This is a genomic window from Citrobacter freundii complex sp. 2024EL-00216 (assembly GCF_043945515.1).
Classification (GTDB): domain Bacteria; phylum Pseudomonadota; class Gammaproteobacteria; order Enterobacterales; family Enterobacteriaceae; genus Citrobacter; species Citrobacter portucalensis.
The window spans coordinates 298,470-319,341 of sequence record NZ_JBIMRA010000001.1 but is presented as its reverse complement, the minus strand read 5'-3'; the positions used below and the strand labels follow the sequence as shown (position 1 = coordinate 319,341).

Below are 20,872 nucleotides of genomic sequence, written 5' to 3'. Positions count from 1 at the left end.
ATATTAAAATTATAGGTAAGGCGTTATCCAGCGTAATGATTCCGGCCCTGATGTTGATGGTTGATATTCACAGCCAATCCAGTCCTGGTAATTCATTTTTCTTATAAAATTAAATAGCCATGCTTCATTTAACTCCCCGGTTCCCGGTTCATGGCGATAAGGAACAGAAGCGATTTGAAAATGTTTAATAAGGGTAAAATAGCGTTCGATATTTTTCGCCACGTTGCCATGAGTTTTCTGACAGTGGTAAATATCAAACTGTAAGCCGATATTCTTCTTACCAACCTCGTGAATGATAGATTCAGCCAGCGGGAAACTGTCAATAAAATAACCGGGCATATCCTGCGAATTTAATGGTTCAATCAGTACATCGATTTCCGCGTCTGCCATCACATCGCAGGCGATGCGCAGTCGATTCGTCAGGAGGTCGCGCTGGGCGTGCAGCGTCAGGTCATTGCAGCGCAAGCCGGACATAACGTGAACCCGGCGACAACCCAGTGCCGTGGCGTAATCTCGCGCCACGTTCAGGCTGTGATGAAATTCCTGGTCTCGACCGGGCAATGCTGCGAGTCCCCGTTCACCCTGTGCCCAGTTGCCAGCCGGGGCGTTCATTAGCACCACCGGCAGAGAAGTTTCCCGCTGAGCGGCCCGCAAATGCTCCAGCGGGTGCTGCCAGAGAAACAGCCCTTCTACGCCGCGAAAACCGGCTGCTTTTGCCGCCTGAAATCGACCCGCTATCGGTAAATCAGTAAATAACCAGTCGAGGTTAGCCGCTAACTTCAGCATGGCGTGCACCCTCCCGGCCATCAACCAGATGCAGCTTAACGCCCTGGCTGACAATAGTCTGCTGCGCATTTTCCGGTAACCGGTTATCAGAAATAATGTCGGTTAACTGCTCCAGCCCACAGATGTGGAACATGCCGTATTTGCCAAATTTACTGCTGTCACAGACCAGTACCCGACGCCGGGAGACGGTAAGCACCGCTTCTTTGACCGAGGCTTTCCCTTCACTCGGCGTCGACATGCCGCGCTCGGTATCCCACGACGATGAACTGAGAAACGCCACATCAATATTAATGGTGCGCAGAAAACTGGCGGCGCTTTTGCCAAGACATGAGCGGTTACGCTGATCCACCAGACCGCCGGTGTGATAGAGCGTAATGTGTGGCATATCCATCAGATAGTGGCTGATGGAAAAATCGTTGGTGACTACCGTCAGATTGAAACAGTGGCTGGCGGCTACCGCTTTCGCCACTTCAAACAACGACGTTCCGGCATCCAGATACAGCGTTTGTCCGGGCTCAATGAGCATTGCGGCGAGCTGGCCCATCTTACGCTTCACGTCATGATTCAACTCGGCTTTTTCCCGCCACGGCAGTTCGGATTTCAGCAGGTTATTGAGCTTTACGCCGCCGTTAATGGCAATAACTTTGCCTTCTTCTTCCAGCAACTGAATGTCGCGACGCACGGTCATATGCGACACGCTCATCAGATCTGCCAGTTCATTAAATGAGGCGGCATTCTTTTCGTGCACATAGCGGTAGATAAAATCACGTCGTTGCTCGGGGATCATCATGTCACCTCACGCTTGCCGGGAATGTTCAAGTTCGGCCACCGCCTCTTCTGAGAGCGGAACATAGCCGAGCGGTTTTAATGTCAGCCAGATGCGGGCGCTGTCTTCCAGTTCCTCGGCGTTAAACACCGCCTCACGCAGCGAGCGACCGCTTACTACCGGCCCGTGATTGGCCAGCAACGCAGCCGTATGATCTGCCGCGATTTCACTCAATGCGCTGGCAATGCCTTCATGGCCGGGCTTGAAATAAGGCAGCAGCGGTAGCTGTCCGACGCGCATCACATAGTATGGCGTTAGTGGCGGTAGACAGTTTTCTGGCGTAGAGCAAGGCAGACAGGAGAGCGCGGTCAGCCATGGAGAATGCAGGTGCACAACCGCGCCGCAGGATGGCCGATGCCGATACCACGCCAGATGCATGGGTACCTCTTTTGACGGTTTGTCACCGCTAAGATGCACGCCGTTGGCATCCAGCCTACTTAGCGTGGCAGGATCAAGCTCACCCAGGCAGGAGTTGGTCGGGGTCACCAGATAGCCGCCATCCGGCAATTTGACGCTGAGGTTGCCGGAGCCGCCGCTGCTGTAACCACGCATAAACAAGGAACGGCCATAGTGGACGAGTAGTTCGCGTAGTTGGTGTTCACTCACCGGATTCATAATGCGTACTCCTGGGCTGTAAAAAAGAAATCTTCGTCACCAAAGTTGCCTGACTTCAGCGCCAGCGCCAGACCGGAGGAAAATACCCACGGCACGCCAGGCGCAATGGCTTTGCCAACGGACAGACGCTTCACCTGCAGTGCCTCTACCACGGTGCCGGATGTTTCTCCGCCTGCGACGATAAAGGTGTTTACACCTGCAACTTGTAGCTTTGCGCTCAGTCGGGAAAAAGCGTGTTCGATCGCCTGGCTGGCAGTCTGTTCGCCGTACTCTTGTTGAATGCGTTGGAGTACGTCTGGCGGCTGGGTGGCGTATATCATCGGCGCGAATGGGTCGTTGATATGCGTCATCGCCCAGGCACACAGTTCATCAGTGTAGCGTTCTGTATCAGACAGGCAGCGGGCCACGTCGAGTACACGAGAGGCTGCTGCGGCCTTATAGCGATTGACCTGACGATTACTCATTGCAGAACAGCTACCGGAGAACACCACCGTTTTAGCGGGTAGTGGAAAAGCGTCCGGCGGCATGGTTTGCTGAGTTCCGGTGCAGGCGGCCAGTGCGCCACCGAGCCCGGAGCCCCCGGCTAACAGAGGGCTGGCATGGAGTGCCTGCGCCAGCGTGGTGAGATCTGCTTCATCCAGCGTATCGACGATAACGTGACGCATACCTTCAGCCTGAAGTTGGGCCAGAGCGTCAGTGACCGCTTCCACACCTTGACGCAGCGTCGTGAGGTTGATGCAACCAACCTTGCCTGGCGTTTGCGCGCTCAGCAGGCGTGGCAGGCTGGCATCGGTCATAGGATTAAGCGGATGCTTTTCCATCCCGGATTCGTTAAGCAGTACGCCGTTTACAAAAAGATGGCCATGCACCACCGTGCGCCCGTTTTGCGGCAGGGCGGGGCAGTGGACGATCACGGGTGTACGCAGGTCGTTCATCAACGCATCGCTGACCGGTCCAATATTGCCTGTTGGCGTGGAGTCGAACGTCGAACAATATTTAAAATAGATCTGGCGGACACCTGCCTTTTGTTTCAGCCAGCGGGCACAGGACAGAGATTGTGCGATGGCCTGTTCTGCGGGTAATGAGCGGCTTTTCAGCGAGATGACGATAGCGTCAACCTCTTCATTCCAGCATTGAGTGGTATCAGGCATTCCGGGCAGGAGTGCAACGTGCCACCCCTGCTGCGCCATAAAGCTTGCAATGTCCGTTGCGCCGGTGAAATCGTCGGCGATAACGCCTGTGGTGACGGCCATGGATCAACTCCGTTCAGATTGTTTGCTAATTGAACATATTATTCAGGAGGGACTTTCACATTCACATGATGATTATCACAAATAAGCACATCATTGATTCACAGTAAAAATGAGTAATCTATTGAAAATAATGGAGAAAGATGTTTGGTGTTGCGAAAAGAGCCTCACAAGAGAGTGTGAAGATTCGTTAATCTTTGAGAAAGCGAAGTCAGTAGTATGCAGCGGAGTATTATCGAGGTCGCTTTAACTCTCTTGCCAATTGATCATAATCATCTGCATAAATGAGATTATTTTTTGCGGTGAGCATCATTCTTTCTCTTGATTAAATTCTGCATATTACCGGCTTTAATTTCATTAATGCCGGAGGATACCGTGTCGTTGAAAATCCAGGATGATTATCTACAACGTTTTTTCTCGATAGCAAAAGTATTCTCCAGTGCGACTGGATTAGCCACGGTTGTGGTTGATGTTAACGGAAAAACTCTCTCGGATTGCCATAACTTTAATTCGTTCTGCACATTAATGCGGGCGGATGAACGCTATTGTACGAGTTGCCAAAAGTGTGACAAATATTGTGCTTTTGAAGGATTAAAACACCTTAAACCCAGAATACTCAGCTGCCATGCAGGGCTAAGTCTGTTTTCTATGCCATTAATTCGCGAGGGGCATCTGTACGGTTTTATGCTCTGTGGGCAGGTGCGGGCAAAATATCAGGAATATAAAACTATCGTTATTGATAATGAATGCTCATGGATGGATGAACCAAAAATAAAAGCTGAATGGAGTCAGGTGGCGGTAGTCGATAATAATACACTGGTGGCATCAGCTAATTTATTAAATTATATTGTTGATAATTTTGAGACAGAACAGCAACAACCTGATGAGTTTGTTATCCCGCCGACCAGTTACATGCGTCATTATTTTACAGAGCCTTCCCGACACGAGAAAAAGCTTCTGGCAGCGTTGCGTTATATTGATGAGAATTTATATAGTGAATTATCCCTGGAATCCGTAGCAGCTCACGTTTGCTTAAGCGCAAACTATTTCAGCCGTTTTTTTAAGAAACGGCAGGGCGTTAACTTTAAAACCTGGGTGAATCAGAAAAAAATGCAAAAAGCGGGGGAGTTATTGCACGATCCCGTTCATTCAATAGACAGCATTGCCCGGAAACTCCAATACGCACAAACCAGTTACTTTTGCCGTGTTTTCCGGGCGGCGCATCAAACGTCGCCCCAGTCTTTTCGTCATGCCAGACTGTCGCAGTAAAGGTTTTCCGGCAGCGTGATGGCTTCAGGGATAAAAGAGAGCCGATCGCTCAGGGTTACCACATCACCAATCACTATCAGCGCAGGGGGGAGGATGTTAGCTTCCTGCGCCTTGCTCAGTAGTGAACCGAGCGTACAGGTCAGTCGGCGTTGGTTATCGCGGGTGGCGGACATAATTAGCGCTGCAGGCGTATCTGCTGATTTTCCACCCATCAATAATTCCTCACAGATAAACGCCAGATTGGCGATACCCATGACGATAACCAGCGTACCATTCAGTTTGGCCAGCTGACGCCAGTCCTGCTGTTGGTTGCCCTCCCGCGTATGACCGGTTACCACGTGAAATCCCGAGGCGAAATCGCGGTGTGTTACCGGAATCCCGGCATAGGTCAGGCCACCAATGGTTGAGCTAATACCCGGCACCACTTCAAACGGGATGCCCGTCTCGACTAGATCTTCAACTTCTTCAGCCCCACGTCCAAAAACATACGGATCGCCGCCTTTCAGACGCACAATATTATTGTGCGTTTGGGCATACTGGACAAGCAGTGCATTGATTTCATCCTGCGGTACACAATGGAAACCCGGGTTTTTGCCGACATTGATAAGCAGACAATCAGGTAATGCCCATTCCAAAATTTTAGGATTGACCAGCCGATCGTAAATAATGACATCAGCCTGTTTAATGCACATCATTGCTTTGAGGGTAAGTAATGAAATATCACCGGGACCTGCCCCAACGAGCCAGACCTTTCCGAAAGTTTTCACATTGTGTCCTTTATCACATCGTTCAAAAAAAGGCAGAAACCACATCAAGGAATGATAAAAAGCAGTCGTTTGCCCGTAAGTTATAACGTGAAATTATCCAAAATTATCGCACTGATAATATTGATTAATCTCGCAAAGTTTTTTCTGCAATAAACAAGATGACTTGAAAAATTATTAAGAACTTATTGGCACCATTTGCTTAGGTTTAACCTTATTTAAATTGTGTTTATTGCTGCTCTTGAGTATTATTGGTTAATATTTATCCGCCATCAGTGTGAGTAAATCATGGATTGGATCAATGACATTAATGGATGAAATAAAATATAACTCTCGGTGCTTATCTGGGTAGCTTGAATTATTTTTTATAAATTAAACTATTTTTGTACGCTGCATATGGAAGAGGTTATGAGAGGAAAAATACCCAAGACGGAGTTGCTGGTAACTTTTGAAGTTGTTGCGCGTCACGAAAGTTATACCCGGGCAGCTGAAGAGCTGGCTTTGACACAAAGTGCTGTTTTCCGCCAGGTAAATGCACTGGAGGATTTTCTCAATACCGCGCTATTTAATCATGCCAAAAAACGCATTTTCTTAAATGCGGCCGGCAAACACTATTTAAGTATCGTTAAAGAAACGTTAAATAAACTTGAACGAGATACGACGACGATAATGACCTGGCAGCCGACGGTACAGGTTATTGAGCTGGCGGTGAATCCGACGTTCAGCACGCACTGGCTGATCCCAAACCTGCGTGAATTTAACAAACTTAATCCTGATATTATCGTGAACATTCATTCCCTGGCGAATATTGGTGATTTTCTCAATCGAGAGTATGACGCGGCAATCATGCGCGAAGACTTTTATTCGCCATGGTCAGGGGTTGAGTACCTGTTTGAAGAGGAAATTCTGCCGGTTTGCAGTCGCTGTTTGCTGGCCGAACCGGAACGAAAACTGGCGGTGAACGAATTACTAAACGAATTTCCGCTCTTGCATCAAAGCACGCGCATCAAAGGGTGGCAGGAGTGGTTTGCGCTGTCAGATGTCAGCAGTCCGCTGGTGAATAAAGGTCCGAGATTTGATTTGTTATCGATGCTGATCGCGGCGGTCCGCTCTAATCTGGGCGTTGCGCTGCTCCCACGTTTTGCCATTCAGCACGATCTGGACAGCGGTGATATGGTCATTCCTTGCGATGTTCCAATGCGTACCGGGAATCGATTTATTATGACGTGGCGTGAAGAGAAATCGGAATCCGAGCATTTACAGATTTTCCGTAACTGGTTGCTCAGTAAGTCCGTGGTATCGGCTGCCTGAAGGTGGCTTGCGCCTTATCAGGCCTACAACGATGGGTAGGCCGGATAAGACGCGTTAGCATCGTTATCCGGCAAAAGAACGGCTACCAGTCGATCCCAACCTGTGCCTGAATACCGCGGTCAAACGCGTGTTTGACCGGGCGAATTTCACTGACCGTATCGGCCAGTTCCAGTAACAGCGTATGGCATCCGCGTCCTGTGACGATAACGCTCTGACCGGCAGGACGATTTTCGATGGCGCTGATAACCTCTTGCGTATCCAGATAGTGGTAAGCAAGCATGTAGGTGAGTTCATCCAGCACCACTAGATCGTAATGCGCATCAGCCAGCATGCGCTTACTTTCCTGCCAGACAACCGTTGCCGCCTCGATATCTGCTTGCCGATTTTGGGTTTCCCATGTAAATCCGGTACCCATAATATGGAACTCGACGCCGAGGGGGTGCAGCGTGTTGTACTCGCCATTATCCCACTGGCCCTTAATAAACTGCGCGATGCCAACGGTTTTTCCGTGACCCACTGCGCGCGTTGCCGTGCCAAAGGCTGCGGTGGATTTTCCTTTTCCGTTGCCGGTGAAGACAATCAGGATCCCTTTCTTCTCCGTTGCCGCCGCTACGCGGGTATCAACCTGCTCTTTCAGCTTCTGCTGACGCTGACGGTGTCTGTCGTTATTGGCGCGCGCTTCCATGGAAACTCCTTAATGCCCTGCCGGACAAGTTGCGCAGCGATGCTGCTGCTCGAACTGGCTAAAGAAGTTATTGCCTTTGTCATCCACTAATACGAAGGCCGGCATATTTTTAACTTCCATCATCCATACAGCTTCCATTCCCAGTTCGGGATATTCAAGGCACTGCAGGCTTTTCACGTACTGCTGCGCCAACAGGGCTGCTGCACCGCCAATGCTGCCGAGGCTAAATCCACCGTGTTTCTGACAGGCATCAGTGACCTGCTGGCTGCGGTTACCCTTGGTGAGCATAATGAGGCTGCCGCCTTGTGCCTGGAAAGCATCGACATACCCATCCATGCGCCCGCCGGTGGTGGGCCCCATCGAGCCACAGGCCTGATTTTCCGGGGTTTTGGCGGGTCCTGCGTAGTAAACGATATGCTTTTTCATGTATTCCGGCATCGGTTCGCCGTTATCCAGTCGCGCTTTGATGTTCGCGTGGGCGATATCGCGAGCGACAACAATCGGGCCGCTTAACGACAGGCGTGTACCAATGGGCAGAGCGGAAAGGTCATGCAGGATGTCACGCAGCGGACGGTTCAGATCCAGTTGTACGGTCTGAGCGCCGTTTTCTACTCGCTGTGAGTCAGGAATGAATTTGCCCGGATTATGCTCGAGTTTCTCCAGCCAGATACCGTGTTTATTAATTTTGGCCTTAATGTTACGGTCGGCAGAGCAGGAGAGGGCCATCGCGATTGGGCAGGAGCCGCCGTGGCGCGGTAAGCGAATTACGCGGATATCGTGGGCAAAGTATTTGCCGCCAAACTGCGCCCCGATGCCAAACTCGCGGCTGGCATTGAGCAACTCGGCTTCCAGCGCCGTATCACGGAACGCCTGGCCCAGCTCGTTCCCGCTGGTGGGTAGATTATCGTAATATTTGGTTGAAGCCAGTTTGGCGACTTTCAGCGCCTGGTCGGCGGATAAGCCCCCAACCACAAAAGCGATGTGATACGGCGGACAAGCGGCTGTACCCAGTGATTTCATTTTTTCGATCAGGAACGCAGTGAGTTTTTCCGGCTGTAGAATGGATTTGGTTTCCTGGTACAGCGCCGCTTTGTTAGCTGAGCCGCCACCTTTATTGACGAACAGGAAACGGTATTCGTTACCTGGGGTGGCGCTAATATCGATTTGTGCGGGCAGGTTGGTCTGGGTATTGACCTCGGTATACATATCCAGCGGGGCATTTTGCGAGTAACGCAGGTTGTTTTCGGTAAAGGTGGAATACACGCCTTTGCTTAATGCTTCTGCGTCATCGCCGCCGGTCCAGACATGTTGTCCTTTGCTGGCCACTATGGTTGCCGTCCCGGTATCCTGGCAGTTGGGCAGTACGCCTTTAGCTGAAACCTCTGCATTGCGCAGCAGCTGCAATGCGACGTACTTATCGTTACTGCTGGCCTGTGGGTCGTGCAAAATGCTGGCAATCTGTTTTAAATGTCCGGCGCGCAGGAAAAATGAAGCCTCATAAAACGCCTGCTGTGCTAACAAGGTTAACGCTTCCGGTGCAACCTTGATCACTTCCTCTCCGTCTAACTCCGTTACCGTAACGTGCTGGTTACTAAGTAATTCATACTCGGTACTATCTTTACTCTGAACAAAGAGTTCCTGCCAGACAAATGGTTTAGACATGTTTACTTCTCACCTCTTCGTGTTGTTTACCGAATGGCGCTTCGCTTATCCAACCTACACCAATGCGTTAATCGTAGGCCGGATAAGCGAAGCGCCATTCGGCGTAAAGTTATTTGGCTAAAAAGACATTGGCTTTTGTCGCTTCGGCGACATATTCGATAGTTTTCTGGGCACGCACGCTGTTTCCGGCTTCATCAAGCGGTGGAGAATAGACCGCAATCGCATATTCGCCTGGGACAACGGCAACCATGCCGCCGCCGACGCCGCTTTTCGCCGGGATGCCAACGGTGTACAGCCATTTACCGCTACCGTCGTAAAGCCCGGCAATTGCCATTTCTGCCAGCACCTGCGGAACATATTTCTCATTCAGCAACTGTTTACCGTTGAACGGAGATTTGCCTTTGTTCGCGAGCACGGCACCCATTTTGGCCAGTTGCTCAACGGTGATATCCACCGAGCACTGGCGGGTATAAATTTCAACGGCTTCGTCAGTGTTGCCATAGAAGCTGTTATAGGATTCCATCAGTTTGGCCAGCGCCTGATTGTGCTGGTTGGTTTCCATTTCAGATTTGAAAACCGGTTCGTTCACGGTGAGAGTGGCATCGGCCCAGACGTTCAGGTTGTCGAGGATTTTGTTCCAACGATCGGTTTTGTCTTTGGCTTCGATCAGGCTAACGGTGCTCATGGCCCCGGCGTTTACCAGAGGGTTTTCAGGCGCGCCTTTGGTCAGTTCAACAGCTAAACCTGAGTTGAATGGCATTCCGGTGGCATTGGCGCCAAGTTTATCCAGCACTACCTGAGGACCGTGCTGCTCCATGGCGAGCGCCATGGTGAACACTTTACTCAGGGATTCCATTGGGAAAGGTTTGTTAACATCGCCAACCTGGTAGATCTTGCCGTCCACCGTCGCAATGGTGATGGCAAAATTTTTCGGGCTATAGGTCGCCAGAGCAGGGATGTAGTCGGCGACTTTTCCATCGTTGTTACTTTTGTACTTCTGATGAGCCTGTTCTATCAGCTTGGCGTAGTCGGGCGTGGTTTGCGCGAATGTGGTTGCGCTAAACAAGACGCTGAAAGAAAAGAGACTCACGCCGAGAATTGTTTTATTCATTATGCATTCCTGTTGGTGTTGTTGGGAAAACTATCCTGTAGGCCGGATAGGGCGTTCACGACGCCATCCGGCCTACGATTAGTTGTTGTTCTATTGTCAGGACAAAGCGATTTCCGTTTCGGTAACCGGACGTTCCTGCTCCGGGGACTTCACTGGTGCAGAGCCACGGCAACCCTGGCCGAAGTGTTCACCTTCCCAACGGCTGACAATGGCTGCTCCCATTGCGTTACTCATAACGTTCGTGGCGGAACGACCCATATCGAGGAACGGATCGACACCCATCAGCAGAATCAGACCTGCTTCTGGAATGTTGAACTGGTTCAGAGTTGCAGCGATAACCACCATTGATGCGCGCGGTACGCCTGCCATTCCTTTTGAGGTCAGCATCAGGATTAACAGCATGGTGATTTGCTCGCCCATGCTCAGTTCGATGTTGCACGCCTGGGCAATAAAGACGGTGGCAAATGAGCAGTAAGCCATGGAACCGACCAGGTTAAAGGAATAACCGATAGGCAGAACGAAGCTGGCGATTTTTGACGAAACACCGAATTTTTCCAGCTTGTCCAGCGTACCCGGGAAGGCGGCTTCAGAGCTTGAAGTGGTAAAGGCCAGCAGAGCGGGTTCGAGGATTGATTTAGTTAACCGTGCGATGCAAGGCCCGACGATCATAGTAGACAGGCCAATGAGGATCGCCCACAGCATACCCAGCGTCAGGTAGAACTCACCCATGAAGATCCCGGCGCTAACCATCACACCCAGACCACGTTCGGCAATCAGACCTGAAATAGCGGCAAACACGGTCAGTGGTGCAAACAGCATGACGTAACCCGTCAGCTTCAGCATGACGTGCACCAGTGAATCCAGCACTTTCACGATAGGATCGGCTTTTTCACCAATCGCAGCGAGGCTGCAACCGAGGAAGATTGAGAACACGACGATCTGCAGAATTTCGTTACGCGCCATCGCATCGACAATACTGGTCGGTACCGCGTGTGAGATGAATACTTTCAGCGTGAATGGCTCTGACTTAACGGCGGCAACGGCTCCGACGTCATGTGGCACAAAGTTGATACCTGCGCCTGGCTGGAAGATATTAACGATAACCAGACCCAGTGCAATTGACACCAGAGAGGCGCAAATAAACAGGAAGAAGGTTTTCGAAAATATACGTCCCAGCGTTTTGGCATCGCCCATTTTGGCAATACCTACAACCAGAGTTGAAATAACCAATGGAGCGATAATCATTTTCACCATACGTAAGAATATGGTGGTGAAAATGGAAATGTCTGCTGCATAAGATTTTGCTGTTTCAGCCGCGGCCATATTATTTATGGCCACCCCGGCAATCATGCCGAGTATCAGGCCTAATATGATCATCTTCGTTAAACTAATTTTCTTCATGTGTACTCCATCGGATAAAGGCTGGTAATTGGAATTGTGTAGGGTGGCGTGCGCCTGAACCTGGACAGCAGCTCAGACGCACGCCTGTTGTGACCAACCGCATGAATAATTCGAAGCACTGTGATACAGCTGAATTCTGTGCTCCAATGGTTGTTATTGTGTTTTTTTGTTACAAGTCGAACTCAATACTTAATAATGGAGCGTGTTGCTGCGCACCATAAACATCATTGTCACCGACGTTGCCGGAAATAATATCTCGTGGCATGACGATTTTTACGGCATTCGCTGGATCGAACCAGACGATATTGTGAATAAATTCAGGCTCAACATTATATAAGCCGGCAATAAGCTGCGGTGTTAATTGCTCGCAGGCTTTTACCCGCTGATAGTCTTCCCTTGTTTTAAATAAAATATCTAAAACCAGTTCGTACGGTCCGGCGTTTTTGGAACGAATTACTTGCGCCAGTGAACAAATTGAGTGTTTCATGCCTGAACTCCTTCTGGCGTCACCTGTTCAATGTGGAAATCAAAACGCAGCGCATCGCTCGCTTCAATCAGGTGATAGATCGAGAACTCATACACCGGTCCACTCTGAATATCAGATGGCGAGAACGGGAAGGCGAGGTTGCCCGCAGTCGCAATGCGATTTTCATAGCCGTAGTGCAGCAGGGTAGAGCGCACCAGCGAGCAAACGCTGTTAGCGATATCCTGCGTTGGCGCAACGACATCCAGTAAAATTCCCAGTTCATGGCCCGCAGTTTTCATCGGCTCATGGTTGCCCATCACACCGTTCTTACCGTAAAGGTGGAACGTCATGCGGATACTGTCGTCATTCAGTGAGAGGTTACGTGCAACGCTTGCCTGTACCTCTTCAAGAATCGTGTCAATCCCGGCAATCATAATAGGGTCACGTGTTCCGGCGATGGTCAGGCAACGGAAGCCAACCTGGCGTGCACCTTCCAGTTTCAACGCATACGGTGTTTCTTCATGCCGTGAACCGCTGACATACACTTCACCCTCGTTAACCTGGGTGAAAGTGCATGCCTTCAGGTTCAGCACACCGCCTGGCCCTGGCAGGAAGTACGGATCTGACTTCTCGTACAGAGTGTGCGCTGCTGCGGAAGTCTCGGTGAACTTACGCTTGGGATTGAACGCCTTCAGCGTAAAGCCGTTATCGTCAATGATTCCCATCGCACAATCTGAGCCGGAACCAGGGGTGGCGGCAATGGCTGCACACTCAAGGATCTTACCGCAATGAAGCGCCAGACCTTCATCAAAGCCCTGCATAATCGGCAGCGCGGCGAAGCAGGCCGGATCGTAGGCACGTCCGCCCAGGACCACCTGCGCACCGGCTTTCAGCGCACGCTGGAAAGGCTCGACGCCCATCTGCGCGACAATGTAGGTGCTCTCTTCAATGGCCTCGTGAGTCAGTTCAGGCACAAAATCGAGCGCGGTGATTTTGCCGTTATCCAGCGCCTGATGAACGATTTCTTTGTCGACATCAGACGGAATCAGCGCCATTGAGAAAGACAGTTTTTCTTCCTGCGCGATCTCATGGATTATCTGGCGACACCACTCCAGATGCGGAGCTGCACCAGAACCACCGGCTGTGCCGATCACGACAGGGATGTTGTTCTTAACGCCTGCCACAATCATATAGCGCAGATCGCGTTTCACTCCGGCCCTGTCAGTAAAGGGTTTACCTGCCCCCAGGTAGTGGGGGCCAGGATCGGAGGAACCTGCGTCAACAGCAATAAGATCCGGTGACTCTTCCATGGCTTTACGAAAACTTTCTTCCGGGAAGCCATAACCCAGGATAGCCGTAGGCGATAAGATCTTAAATGTGCGTGCCATCTCTTAATCCTTAGTTTGCAACAGCGCGATGGTGCGGTTCATTTCGTTAAACACGATGTTGAGACCTTCATCGAAACCCATACCCGGTTTGATCAGCATGCGCATTGGACGCGCGGCCAGCGCGACGTGTACGCAGGTACGAGCACTGATTTCCGTTTCGTTACAGGTACCGCCCTGATAGGCTTCCATTCCGTGTTTGTTGCAATACAGCACTGCATCAACGATGTTGTGAATACCGCCCAGGTCCGGGGTTTTAATCTGCACCATGTGGCAGCTGCCCGCGTCGGTGAAGTCCACGATGTCCTGATAGGTGTTACACCATTCATCCGCAACGATTTTCACGCCGGAACCCAGACGAGTCAGCTCCTGAGTGATCTCGGTTAACATGCGGATCTGATCCGGCTTGTTACCGGCATCAACCGGGCCTTCAATGTACAGCGGCAGGCCTTGCGCTTCGGCTTCCAGGCTGGCGATGTATTCGGCGCAACGCACTGGATCCATATCAAAGATCAGACCGATGGTGCCGTAGACATCAATGTGCAGCGTTGGGTGATAGCTATCGTTGGTGCGCAGGCTCAGGATGCGGTTAGACAACCAGCGGACGTACTCACGCAGTTTTTCACCTTTAAAGCCCAGCTTCTCTTCAACGTTATTGATCAGCGCATGCGGCAGGACATCCACACCTTTGAGGATCATCTTGTCGACGGCGATATAACGGTCGTCGCCGCTCTGACCAAATAACGGAATGGCTTCCGGGACACATGGCAGTTGCCATTCATCACAAACCACTTCGGCTTTCAGACGACCGGTAGCCAGTGCCGCCGCGTCGAGCAGCGCCTGAGACAGACCATAACGTACGGCGGTATGCAGCAGATGGCCGTCAATACGCAGTTCGTCAAAGAAACGGGCGTTGGTCAGGAACGAATCAACGTCACGACCTTCCAGTAACGGCTTGATGTGGTCGTTGAGGAACGGAATGAAGTTTTCAGCCAGGAACAGTGGGTCACGACCGCCTGCACCTGAATATTGCACCGCTGCGCAATCGCCCACAGCTACCGCGCCGTTTTCCAGAATCAGCTGTACGGAAACACATTCACCCGCCTGACGAACAGACGTAAATCCTGGCGTTACCGGATCGCCGGTATAGATAAACCCGTCATGACCGGCGCCGTTTTTGATGGCCTGCTGATCGTCAAAATAAAATGAGGAGTAGCCAGCTGTGAAAAGGGCCTGTTTAATTTTCATTATGGTCTTCCTATTAATTTACTGTGGGATACGGCGTTGATGTCATCAATGACCATCTGGAAAGAAGGCTTGCGACCTTCGAAATGTGCGCGCTCTGCAACGTAGTCGTGGTGCAGGGCGAGAATATCTTTCGGCAGCGGCACGGCACCGGCTTCAAGAATACGGATTGCGCCTGTGTTATCGCGAACAGGCAGGATCTTACCGGCGTTACAGGCGGCAGGAGCGAAAGGCACATCCAGCACGCCAGCTTCAAAGGCCAGCACCGTACCGCGCGCAATGTCGCCATTGCCCAGTTCGAAGACTTTCTTCAATACCGCGCGGACTTCGCTCTTAATCAGGTCAACTTCCTGCTCCACGGCAGCGCACTGCGGGAATTTCTGATCGCTGACCATGTTGAGCATCTGGCGTGACGCTTTCAGACCCTGGGCGTTAGCTGCCGCGGTTGGGATACCGAATGCTTCGTGCGGACTTTTGGTAATAACTTTTGTGGCACCAGACATACCGGCAACCGCTGCGCCCCAGGCGATAACGGAGAAGGCTTTTGCTTCATCTTCCGGGAATCCGCCCATCCACTGGTGGAAAACGGTGCTCAGCTCGTAATCGTCGAAGCCATGGTTATGGAAGTATTCGTGGGACAGTTCACGCAGTGCCTGAATAGCAGCGATATCCTGTGTCAGGCTACCGACCTGGCCGTAACCGACGGTAATAGACTTCACGCCCTGCTCCAGCGCCAGCAGACCTTCGATAATCGCGACTGAGTGGGACATGAACGGCGGGATCAGCGTGCCGGTCAGCGGACCAAACGGCTCACGGTTGATGCGAATGCCGTTCTCTTCGTACAGACCCATCAGACGGTCGCAGTACTGCCAGTCACGGATAGATTTTTCCAGGGTGACGCGTTTGGCGTAAGGGATGTTGTAGGAGATACCGCCGCCTTCGTAGCTGGTAAAGCCACTGGCCATGGCGATTTCTGCCAGCAGACGCGCATCCGGTGTACCGTGGCGAACCTGGATCGGTTTATCCAGCGATTCAGTCATACGACGGCAGGCAGCAACCCCGTGATTGACGACCGGTAAACCATTCAGCTTGGAAGTACCTGCTTCGATGGATTTTTGGATCCCGACAGCGGCTTCTTCATAGCGGTTCAGACGGGTATAGGCATCGATAGTACTTGGCAGGAGGTCGCACTCTTCCTGCAATGTTTTGAGCAGCGCAATATGCTCATCCATTAATGCCACACCTGCGCGCGGCTGGCTCAGAGTTTTACCTTCCTGATCGGCCTTCAGCAGGGCGAGGGAGAAACGCTTTTTCTCTGGAATTGATTGCTGGTACTTCACGCCATCTTCGAAGTTCTCAACGTCTTTGCCGGTTTCCCAGGTTTGTAACACCTGATGCCTTTCGGTCATGAATTCGTCGTGGGTCAATTTTTTATTTCGAAGTTCCATTCGTAGCTGCCTTAAGTTTTATAGGGTTAAACACTGAATGCTGGTGCGAGCAGCGGCTTGCGGGTACAGCCTGGCGACGTTTGCCAGTAGAGGGAGCAGGCCATTTGAATCGCGGTAATACTCAAACTGATTCGGTAACAGAATTCTTTTACCCTGGTCGTCCAGCTCCCTGTATTTGAGCCAGTTATGGATATCGAACTGGCTGGCGCGAGAGAGCCATCCCCCTGAACCGACGATTTTGCGTACGGTGGTGAGATCGCGACCCATCTGTAAATCCACATTACCCACGCAGGTGCAAACCTGCTTTTTAGTGCCCGCGTGGCGCTCAGCGGCATAGCCCACGCATAAACCTGCCAGCAGGGTGTCGAAATATTTCTCTTCCTCGCTGAGTGGCAGGTAATCCGGTTGCCCAACCAGGTGGCGTAGATAGCGGTAAAACGCTTCCTCGCGCTGTGGCTGCTGGGCGAAGATGACTTTCACCATATCCTGCGTGCTTTCTCCCACCACAACGGCGGAAACGCGCATTCCAAGGTCGCCTTCAACGGTACGTTTGACGAACGGTTCAGGAACACCATGCAGGACGGTATCGGGGGAGAGGGTATTCGCGCTGGCCGAATAGACATCCGTGGTGGCTCCGCCCATATCAATCAGCATGAATTCCTTCCATGCGCTGTCGTAATCGCTAATGGCTTTGACTAACTCATATACCGTCCATGGCGTCGGCATAGGCTCTTCGCCTGTTTCGCCGACGATAACGTCCAGACCTTTGCCTTTGACGATGCGTGACAAGAACACATCGCAAATCGCCTGGCGCGCGGCAAACGGATTCGGGTGATCGAGGTCCGGCAGAATGTTGTCTACCGTGGTCAGATCCTTATGTCCCAGAATCGTTTGTATTTCGTCCTGAATGTCCCGGTTTCCGGCGTAGATAATGGCGCAATCAAGCTTTGAGCCTGCCAGCGCGTGCGCATTCGCCAGGCCGTAACTTTCTTCGCCACCGTCTGTCCCGCCGGTAAACAACAGAATGTCTGGCGGTGATGATTCCAGCTCCTGGATGTCATGACGGTTCAGCTTGTACGAATAATATTGCGCGATTTTCGCTCCTGCCGAATGGGCGGTAACTTTTGCCGACTCCAGCGTAATGGAAGGCACCAGCCCCATTGCTGCAACGGCGAGCCCACCTTTCGCTGAGGAGGAGTATTTCAACTGCACTTCACCACTTTTCAGTAACGGGCGAGCATCGGCAACATTCAGCACCTGATTCAGGCTGGCAAAAAAACCGTCTGCCAGATGATGTGTGGTGGTTGGGGTCAGGACATGGTTTACCAGGGTTAATTCCTCGCCTTCATGTGCGAAGAGGGCTGCCTTGGTCCATGTCGAGCCGATATCGACAGAAACTGTTTGCATCAGATGGCCTCTTCCAGGCAACGCTGTTCGAGGCCATTGTGTTGGTGAATATCATTAGTGATAAGCGCGCAAACATCTTCCAGATCGTGGCTGGGGGCGAAGACCCGGTTAAAGCCCATCTCTTTAAACTTCACTTCCACGTCGGCGAAGTCATGTTTACCGACGACCAGGTTGCCGCCGACGTACAGCAGAATGTCGCCAAGGCCGCGTTCGATGCAGCGCTCACGTAGTCCGAGGCAGTCAATGTCGCCATGACCGTAGATAGAGGACACCACGATGGCATCGGCGCCTGTTTCAATCGCAGCATCAATATATTCATCCTGGCTCACCATCACCCCGAGGTTGATTACGTGAAAATCATGAGCAGTAAAAACGCGATCCAGAACTTTATTACCTACTGCATGGCAGTCAGCACCGATGACGCCAATAACAAGTGTAGATTTCTTCATGGGTAATCCTCTGTAGGGCTGATGGTCAATAAGTGAAATTATTTTCTAATATTTAGAACATGGATTGTGACAACCTCTTAATAGGGTTGGAGTTTCTGTGGAAGCGAAAAAGGAAGCAATTGATCTATTTTCAAAATATCCTGAGAAAAATGATTGTTATATTTGTAATCTATAAAATCCTTTCATAATCAATGTGATAGATTATCTTTTCTTAGCTGGTTTTAATTTATTAGAGAATTGGGTAATAAATGACTTGCCATGTTTGTGATCGAAATCTTATTTTGTTATGCGCGCCGTTTATGACGTGTTTTAAATAATTTCAAAAATCCCAATTACTAATTAACTTGTGAACGACATAACGGTTTTTTATTTTTTAATCTTATATGTCACAATTCATTTTTGTTAAATTTAGGATAAAAATGATAAGGAAATGTTTGTGGCATATTTAATCTTTGCCACATAAGAGAAGAGGGGGTGTTAATGATAACTTTCAGTGATGATTTAAGCGAAACGTCAGCGTTCTCTCGCAGAACGACAAACGCAATGCATCGGTCATTGTGGAACGTTTTCGCTTCCAGTTGAGATAGTTACATCCCGGTGTTAATTATAAGTAAAATTTAAATGAATAATTTGTATGAAATAACAAATCCATGACTTGCTAAACAAAAAACTGTGAGCTACCCAGCATTAGTGATTCTTTATCTTCTATCAATTAAGTCATCCGGGCTGGTTAAAAGATCGTGTACATTTAAATAAATATCCTATCATTTGTAGTAACGGCAATTACTCATTGAAAAACATATTGTTAACATCGCGTTCACTAGTAGCGTGAGTGCTAAACACTATTAACATTAAATTTGAAAATTGATTTAAATCAATGTTTAAAACTTGGAAAACAGCATCAAAAGAGGGTAAATTGCTTCAGATCAAATTGGTCTGAAAGTGGTAAATTAGCTATAAATTGATCACTATCGAAAAATGCAAATTTGTCTCGATAAAAACCTGTTTATTGTAAGGATTTTACGGCGTAATATAATTGCGGGATCAATTTGAGTGTTTTATTAACATGTTTGTAACCTTTCATCATTGTCCTTTCTTCAAATGAGAGGAAAGGGTAGCGGCGGAAGGAAGCAGATAAATTTGTATTGGGGCATGCGTGTGACCCTTTCTAACGGGGTTCACTCTCGGAGTCTTCATGCGATGAGCAAGGAGTCATGATGTTAGATATAGTCGAACTGTCGCGCTTACAGTTTGCCTTGACCGCGATGTACCACTTCCTGTTTGTGCCACTGACGCTCGGTATGGCGTTCTTGTTGGCCATCATGGAAACGGTCTACGTCCTTTCCGGCAAACAGATTTATAAAGATATGACCAAGTTCTGGGGCAAGTTGTTTGGTATCAACTTCGCTCTGGGTGTGGCTACCGGTCTGACCATGGAGTTCCAGTTCGGGACTAACTGGTCTTACTACTCCCACTATGTAGGGGATATTTTCGGTGCGCCGCTGGCGATCGAAGGTTTGATGGCCTTCTTCCTCGAATCCACCTTTGTAGGTCTGTTCTTCTTCGGCTGGGACCGTTTGGGTAAAGTCCAGCATATGTGTGTCACCTGGCTGGTGGCTCTGGGTTCTAACCTGTCCGCGTTGTGGATTCTGGTTGCGAACGGCTGGATGCAGAACCCAATCGCAGCGGATTTCAACTTCGAAACCATGCGTATGGAGATGCTGAGCTTCTCTGAACTGGTGCTCAACCCGGTAGCACAGGTGAAATTTGTTCACACTGTGGCATCTGGTTATGTATGTGGCGCGATGTTCGTTCTGGGTATCAGCTCCTACTATATGCTGCGCGGTCGTGACTTCGCGTTTGCTAAACGTTCTTTTGCTATCGCTGCCAGCTTTGGTATGGCTGCTATTCTGTCTGTTATCGTTCTGGGTGATGAATCTGGTTACGAAATGGGCGACGTGCAGAAAACCAAACTCGCTGCGATTGAAGCAGAATGGGAAACTCAGCCTGCACCGGCTTCCTTCACGCTGTTCGGTATTCCGGACCAGGATGCGCAGGAAAACCATTTTGCGATTCAGATTCCTTATGCGCTGGGCATCATTGCCACCCGCTCTGTTGATACACCGGTCATTGGTCTGAAAGACCTGATGGTGCAACACGAAGAGCGTATCCGTAACGGGATGAAAGCGTATCAGCTGCTGGAAGAACTGCGTGCTGGTACTACCGACCAGGCCGTTCGCGACCAGTTCAACAGCATGAAGAAAGACCTGGGTTATGGTCTGCTGTTGAAACGCTATACGGACAAAGTTACCGACGCGACCGAAGCGCAAATTCAGCAGGCAACGAAAGATTCTATTCCTCGTGTTGCGCCGCTGTACTTCGCTTTCCGTATCATGGTGGCATGCGGCATTCTGATGCTGGCAATTATCGCGGTGTCCTTCTGGACTGTGCTTCGTAACCGTATCGGTGAGAAAAAATGGCTGCTGCGCACCGCGCTGTATGCGATTCCTCTGCCGTGGATTGCTATTGAATCCGGTTGGTTTGTTGCAGAGTACGGTCGTCAACCGTGGGCGATTGGTGAAGTGTTACCAACAGCCGTAGCGAACTCTTCGCTGACTGCTGGCGACCTCATCTTCTCGATGCTGTTGATTTGCGGCCTGTATACCCTGTTCCTGGTGGCTGAACTGTATCTGATGTTCAAGTTCGCACGCCTTGGGCCGAGTAGCCTGAAAACCGGTCGTTATCACTACGAGCAGTCCACTGTGACTTCTCAGCCGGCACGCTAAGACAGG

Annotated in this window: 18 protein-coding genes and 1 pseudogene; 4 read left to right on the top strand and 15 right to left on the bottom strand. The window is 50.4% G+C overall.

The features are described 5' to 3' along the window. Window positions 1-9: 9 nt before the first annotated feature. Genes ACHHZ7_RS01630 through otnK form a run of 4 tightly spaced genes read right to left on the bottom strand, consistent with a single transcriptional unit; the run spans window position 10 to window position 3,480 of the window. Window positions 10-786 carry a hydroxypyruvate isomerase family protein gene (locus ACHHZ7_RS01630; protein ID WP_020996542.1) on the bottom strand — a complete coding sequence of 259 codons (777 nt, stop codon included), beginning with the start codon at window positions 784-786 and terminating at the stop codon, window positions 10-12. Continuing rightward, complete coding sequence (locus tag ACHHZ7_RS01625; RefSeq protein WP_008784145.1) at window positions 767-1,576, bottom strand: DeoR/GlpR family DNA-binding transcription regulator; 810 nt, start codon at window positions 1,574-1,576, stop codon at window positions 767-769. Before ACHHZ7_RS01625 ends, ACHHZ7_RS01630 begins: the two co-directional genes overlap by 20 nt. Window positions 1,577-1,582: 6 nt before the next feature. Then, a complete protein-coding gene (locus tag ACHHZ7_RS01620) occupies window positions 1,583-2,227 on the bottom strand; it encodes an aldolase (RefSeq protein WP_008784146.1) in 645 nt (214 codons plus the stop codon). After that, the gene (gene otnK, locus ACHHZ7_RS01615; protein WP_220708854.1) at window positions 2,224-3,480 is read right to left on the bottom strand and encodes a 3-oxo-tetronate kinase; all 1,257 of its coding nucleotides are present in this window, start codon (window positions 3,478-3,480) and stop codon (window positions 2,224-2,226) included. Before otnK ends, ACHHZ7_RS01620 begins: the two co-directional genes overlap by 4 nt. A gap of 372 nt (window positions 3,481-3,852) precedes the next feature. Here otnK and ACHHZ7_RS01610 point away from each other — a divergent pair, with 372 nt between their 5' ends. After that, entirely contained in the window at window positions 3,853-4,746 is an 894-nt protein-coding gene (locus ACHHZ7_RS01610; protein ID WP_060682561.1) for a PocR ligand-binding domain-containing protein, read from the top strand. Here the strand turns inward: ACHHZ7_RS01610 and cobA are convergent. Continuing rightward, window positions 4,725-5,513, bottom strand: coding sequence for a uroporphyrinogen-III C-methyltransferase (cobA, locus tag ACHHZ7_RS01605; protein ID WP_003831416.1), 789 nt, complete (start codon window positions 5,511-5,513; stop codon window positions 4,725-4,727). The two genes, ACHHZ7_RS01610 and cobA, sit on opposite strands and share 22 nt — an antisense overlap. Window positions 5,514-5,918: 405 nt before the next feature. On the opposite strand from cobA, the gene ACHHZ7_RS01600 reads away from it, so the two are divergent. Next, window positions 5,919-6,821: a LysR substrate-binding domain-containing protein gene (locus ACHHZ7_RS01600; RefSeq protein WP_003022936.1), complete on the top strand. Its 903-nt coding sequence runs from the start codon at window positions 5,919-5,921 to the stop codon at window positions 6,819-6,821. Window positions 6,822-6,903: 82 nt separating this feature from the next. On the opposite strand, the gene cobO is transcribed toward ACHHZ7_RS01600, so the two are convergent. Beyond that, the gene (cobO, locus tag ACHHZ7_RS01595) at window positions 6,904-7,506 is read right to left on the bottom strand and encodes a cob(I)yrinic acid a,c-diamide adenosyltransferase (RefSeq protein ID WP_008784150.1); all 603 of its coding nucleotides are present in this window, start codon (window positions 7,504-7,506) and stop codon (window positions 6,904-6,906) included. 9 nt (window positions 7,507-7,515) lie between these two features. Continuing rightward, complete coding sequence (locus ACHHZ7_RS01590) at window positions 7,516-9,168, bottom strand: class I fumarate hydratase (protein WP_060682560.1); 1,653 nt, start codon at window positions 9,166-9,168, stop codon at window positions 7,516-7,518. Here ACHHZ7_RS01590 and ACHHZ7_RS01585 point away from each other — a divergent pair. Then, the gene (locus ACHHZ7_RS01585) at window positions 9,167-9,289 is read left to right on the top strand and encodes a hypothetical protein (protein ID WP_259471461.1); all 123 of its coding nucleotides are present in this window, start codon (window positions 9,167-9,169) and stop codon (window positions 9,287-9,289) included. The two genes, ACHHZ7_RS01590 and ACHHZ7_RS01585, sit on opposite strands and share 2 nt — an antisense overlap. Here the strand turns inward: ACHHZ7_RS01585 and glsA are convergent. From glsA to glmS, 8 genes and pseudogenes are all read right to left on the bottom strand, one after another. Beyond that, window positions 9,278-10,279, bottom strand: a complete 1,002-nt coding sequence (glsA, locus tag ACHHZ7_RS01580; RefSeq protein ID WP_032942734.1) for a glutaminase A — start codon at window positions 10,277-10,279, stop codon at window positions 9,278-9,280. The two genes, ACHHZ7_RS01585 and glsA, sit on opposite strands and share 12 nt — an antisense overlap. A 119-nt stretch (window positions 10,280-10,398) precedes the next feature. Next, a pseudogene (locus ACHHZ7_RS01575) lies at window positions 10,399-11,680 on the bottom strand (dicarboxylate/amino acid:cation symporter); the annotation flags it as partial. A gap of 169 nt (window positions 11,681-11,849) precedes the next feature. Beyond that, window positions 11,850-12,167 carry a DUF4387 domain-containing protein gene (locus ACHHZ7_RS01570; RefSeq protein WP_003831425.1) on the bottom strand — a complete coding sequence of 106 codons (318 nt, stop codon included), beginning with the start codon at window positions 12,165-12,167 and terminating at the stop codon, window positions 11,850-11,852. Continuing rightward, window positions 12,164-13,534 carry an acyclic terpene utilization AtuA family protein gene (locus ACHHZ7_RS01565; protein WP_003022951.1) on the bottom strand — a complete coding sequence of 457 codons (1,371 nt, stop codon included), beginning with the start codon at window positions 13,532-13,534 and terminating at the stop codon, window positions 12,164-12,166. Before ACHHZ7_RS01565 ends, ACHHZ7_RS01570 begins: the two co-directional genes overlap by 4 nt. A gap of 3 nt (window positions 13,535-13,537) precedes the next feature. Further along, entirely contained in the window at window positions 13,538-14,779 is a 1,242-nt protein-coding gene (locus ACHHZ7_RS01560) for a methylaspartate ammonia-lyase (RefSeq protein ID WP_032942736.1), read from the bottom strand. After that, window positions 14,779-16,224, bottom strand: coding sequence for a methylaspartate mutase subunit E (locus ACHHZ7_RS01555; RefSeq protein ID WP_003831428.1), 1,446 nt, complete (start codon window positions 16,222-16,224; stop codon window positions 14,779-14,781). The genes ACHHZ7_RS01560 and ACHHZ7_RS01555 overlap by 1 nt, the downstream gene beginning before the upstream one ends. Window positions 16,225-16,242: 18 nt before the next feature. Next, a complete protein-coding gene (glmL, locus tag ACHHZ7_RS01550) occupies window positions 16,243-17,631 on the bottom strand; it encodes a methylaspartate mutase accessory protein GlmL (RefSeq protein ID WP_032942739.1) in 1,389 nt (462 codons plus the stop codon). After that, complete coding sequence (glmS, locus tag ACHHZ7_RS01545; RefSeq protein ID WP_003022963.1) at window positions 17,631-18,080, bottom strand: methylaspartate mutase subunit S; 450 nt, start codon at window positions 18,078-18,080, stop codon at window positions 17,631-17,633. The genes glmL and glmS overlap by 1 nt, the downstream gene beginning before the upstream one ends. Window positions 18,081-19,297: 1,217 nt before the next feature. On the opposite strand from glmS, the gene cydA reads away from it, so the two are divergent. Then, window positions 19,298-20,866, top strand: coding sequence for a cytochrome ubiquinol oxidase subunit I (gene cydA, locus ACHHZ7_RS01540; RefSeq protein WP_008784156.1), 1,569 nt, complete (start codon window positions 19,298-19,300; stop codon window positions 20,864-20,866). The last annotated feature ends 6 nt before the right edge of the window (window positions 20,867-20,872 follow it).